The following is a 3865-nucleotide window of genomic DNA, read 5'->3' on the forward strand; positions in this document are numbered from 1 at the left end:
TTGTGCATAATGCGTATAAAATAGAGTTTTCAGCAAATGCAGACTCTCAACGAAAGAAAAATGCTAAAAAAGTGATGAAATAGAAAAAACCATTCTTCCACTCACTCTCATTTATGCTACAATTTTATATGCTTGTTTGAGACTCAAAAAAGTGGAAGGCTGGGAGTGAAACGGGTGGAAGAATAAAATGAAATATACACAATAATCATAGAAATGCTGCTACTGATGTCAATACTTGGTGCGCTAATTATAAGGTTTTTTAGCTTTGATTGTTTTTTTGTATTGTTAAGAAGAAGAGCAATTCCATAGGGAGAATAGAGATACTCTTTTATATTATCTTCGGGAAGAATACCTTTTGGTTCATTCTTTTCATTAACCACGGGCACATAAGGTGTATTTTTATACTCTTTAAAATATTCAACAACATTATCCATAGATGTATTAGTAACGAGAGGAACGATTTTTTCTATATATTTGAGCGTTTTTGAAGATTTTTCATCTCGTTTGGAACTTTTGAGCATCTCTGTAATATGTGTATATTTGTGTTTTATCTCTTGTGTCTCTTTTGTTGGATGTTGTACAAAATAACCCTGTACGAGATTACATCCTATTTCTTTACAGGTCAAGTATTCTGCCCGTGTTTCAACGCCTTCAGCAAGTACTTCTATTCCAAGTTGAATTGCTAAGTGAGTAATACTTGCAACCATTAACCTTTTCTTTCTATCTTTTTCAATGTTTTGTAAAAAATATCTATCAATTTTAATTATATCAGGAGTAGAATCAAAAAGTAATTTATAGCCAGAGTGTCCAACTCCAAAATCATCAATAGCTATGTAGAAATTTTCATTTTTATAGTGTTGGAGAACTTTTTCCATAAGATGATTATTTAAAACCTCATATCTTTCAGAGATTTCAAAACATATGTTTTCTTTTGCAATGTTGTATCTTTTGAGAAGAATATTTGTATTTCCTGATTCAAAATCAGGCATTTCAAAAAGGCGATTGTCTAAATTGTAAAAAAGTTTAATTGATTCATAATTTTCAATTGTTGTAAACTTTTGAAATGTTTTTTCTCTTAATGCTATGTCAAATGCAAAAAGAGCATTATCTTTGCTTACTGTGTCAAAGATATCAAATATAGATTTAAATCCAGCATCGAGATGATTTCTTAAAAGTGCTTCAACAGCATAAATTTTTCCAGTGTGTATATTTAAAATTGGTTGAAAAGCTATATCAAGTTGTTTTAGAATATTTTTATATTTTTTTGGAAGTTTGTTCACTAATATTACTCTCCGAAGTATCTTTTTTTCTGTTTTTCTTTAATTCTTTTGACATCAACTAAAATAAAACTATCAACACAGTCAGAAAAATCTTCATCGATATTATATGCACTAAATCGTATACCACCTTTTTCACAAAGGTCAGCATACTGTTTGTATAGAGTTGGAACACTGAGTTCTAAAAATCCGAGTGCCTTTTTGAGTAGTTTGAAGTCTTCATTATAGTTGTTACCCTGTATCTCTTTAATGAAACTTTTCATATATTCATCTTCAAGATTTATAGTGTAAGGAAGTTTGGCTTGTACAAGCGCTTCATTGTCATGAAAGTAGTAGTCATAAAAGTAGAGTATCATATTTTTTGCAATTTTCGGATACGCGCCCGATATGCTTACAGGTCCATACATATACTCTATCTGAGGATTGCTTTTAATATATGCACCAATTCCTTGCCAGAGGTAGTCTAGCGCACGAGAGCCCCAGTATTTTGGCTGCACAAAGCTACGACCGAGTTCTATGGAATTTTTTAGATAAGGAACTAGGGCATCATTGTACTCAAAGAGTGTCGTCGTATAGAGGGCATTTTGTGAGTAGTGCTCTAAAATATTTTTACACTCTGCAATTCGATATGCACCTACAATCTCAAGTGCTTCATTATCCCAGAGTATGATATGTTTGTAGTATCTGTCATATTTGTCTATATCGCGTTTTTTATTTGCACCTTCTCCTACCTTGCGAAAAGATATTTCACGAAGACGACCAAGTTCATTTAAAACAGCACTGTTTTTAAGAGAGTATTCATATAAATATATCTTTTTATTGTCTTTTGTTAAGCCTAGAAGAGGGGATTTTTTAAGTTCTTTTTTTAAATTTCTTCTGTCTTCTGGGAGGGCAATAGCTTTTTGTGTTGTAAAGAAGCTGATGCCTTTTTTGAGATTGTAGAGATGTTTTTTATATAGGCGTATAAGTTGTTCTTGTTCTATTCCTTTTGGTGTGACATTCTCATAGGGAATAAGCTCTCCGACAATTATTTCGATAGATTTATTTTTTTGTTTGAACATTTCATTTGAAAGTAGGAGCATTGAGAGCTTTTTGTTAAGTGCAGAGACAGAGTAAAAGATTTTTGAATTTTTTCCACCTATGAAAACAGGTAAAATAGGACTGTTAGAGCGTTTTGCAAACTTCAAGAAGCCTTTGTGCCATTTTTTGTCTTTAATGCCTGTTGGTGTCGCGCGACTAACTTCTCCAGAAGGAAAAATAATAACTACCTCTTCAGAGTTTAAAGCATCGTAGATATTATTAATAGACTCTTTAGATTGTTTGTTTTTGAAGTTATTAATATCAAGTAGGATGGGTCTGAGTGGCGTAAGTGTGTTGAGAAAATCGTTTGCGATTATTTTGACATCTTTACGAACAGAGCTGATGAGCTTAATAAGAGCAAGCGCATCGAGTGCACCTAATGGATGATTGGCAATGATGACCACTCGCCCCTCGGTAGGAATATTTTCAAGGTATTTATCTGAGACGAGATAGTTAAATTGCATCTCATCAAGTACATGCTCCACAAACTCTAAAGGAGCGAGGTGCTTGTTTCGTTTCAAAAATTTATTGATTTCATCTTGATGAATGACAGAATCGCTAAACTTTGAAATGGCACTTTTGATGATTTTATTGTTTCGCAGTTTAGGGTACTTTTCTTGTATCATCTTCTCAACATCTAACATTATGCAATCCTTTGCATATTGACATACCAATCTTCGTTAAAGTATCTGACTGAGTCGGTGAGTTTTACATAGAGAGAGTCTTTAAGAATTTCAAGTTTATTAATGTACTCTATGGGAATATCAAGTTCGTCAGAGAAATATTCTTCAATCATTTCTAGATTAAGGTCGCTTTGTGCATAACCAAGTTCAAGATTTTCGGTTTTTATATTAAATTCACGCAGTTTCATTCTTTGTCTCCATTAAATGGTATGAAGAATGATAAGATAGCTTTATTACGATTCTATTACATGAGGTTTTTCTTTCTCTTTCTTTTTTGTTTTTGCAAAACCAGCACCTTTTTTTGTTTTTGCTTCAAGTCCCAATGCTTCAATCTTTTCTCTATAATTAAGTCCTTTTGTATGCATCGCAGCAAAACACTTTGCAATGACAGCAATGGTGTTTGGTACTTCTCCCTTTTTTTTATAAGATTGAATATTTTTTTCACTTACTTTTATGAGTTTGCTGAATTTTGGCAGACTTATCTCTGCATCTAAGAGTAGTTTTTTAAATTCTATAAATGTCATCTATTTGCTCCTAAAGTGAAACATATTATAGTTGTTTATATCTTAACTCTATATTTTATAGAGATTTTATTGACAAAGTAAAATAAATTATATATAATACCTATAATTTATTACTAAAAGGAGCCACAAATGGCAAAAGATAAGAAAAAAGAGTTAGAAGCAAAGGCAAAAAAAGTTGCTAAAAAAGCAGAGAAAAAGAAAAGTGCTAAAAAATCTGAAAAGAAAAAAGTAGAGAAGAAAAAAAATAAGAAAAAAGCTAAAAAAGCTGATAAAAAGAAAATTGCAAAAAAACTAGCTAAAA

Annotated in this window: 4 protein-coding genes; all 4 read right to left on the reverse strand. The window is 31.7% G+C overall.

What is annotated here, in order from left to right; all coding sequences use genetic code 11:
- Nucleotides 1–143: 143 nt before the first annotated feature.
- The 4 genes from MVY38_RS04630 to MVY38_RS04645 are packed head-to-tail and all read right to left on the reverse strand — an operon-like array spanning nucleotide 144 to nucleotide 3564.
- Entirely contained in the window at nucleotides 144–1280 is a 1137-nt protein-coding gene (locus MVY38_RS04630) for an EAL domain-containing protein (protein ID WP_297483992.1), read from the reverse strand.
- 5 nt (nucleotides 1281–1285) lie between these two features.
- Complete coding sequence (locus MVY38_RS04635) at nucleotides 1286–3001, reverse strand: lysophospholipid acyltransferase family protein (RefSeq protein WP_297483994.1); 1716 nt, start codon at nucleotides 2999–3001, stop codon at nucleotides 1286–1288.
- A complete protein-coding gene (locus MVY38_RS04640) occupies nucleotides 3001–3228 on the reverse strand; it encodes a hypothetical protein (RefSeq protein ID WP_297483995.1) in 228 nt (75 codons plus the stop codon). Before MVY38_RS04640 ends, MVY38_RS04635 begins: the two co-directional genes overlap by 1 nt.
- Nucleotides 3229–3273: 45 nt before the next feature.
- On the reverse strand, nucleotides 3274–3564 hold the full coding sequence (locus MVY38_RS04645) for a hypothetical protein (RefSeq protein WP_297483996.1): 291 nt from the start codon (nucleotides 3562–3564) through the stop codon (nucleotides 3274–3276).
- Between the last annotated feature and the right edge of the window lie 301 nt (nucleotides 3565–3865).

Source organism: Sulfurimonas sp. (assembly GCF_027056685.1).
Classification (GTDB): Bacteria; Campylobacterota; Campylobacteria; order Campylobacterales; family Sulfurimonadaceae; genus Sulfurimonas.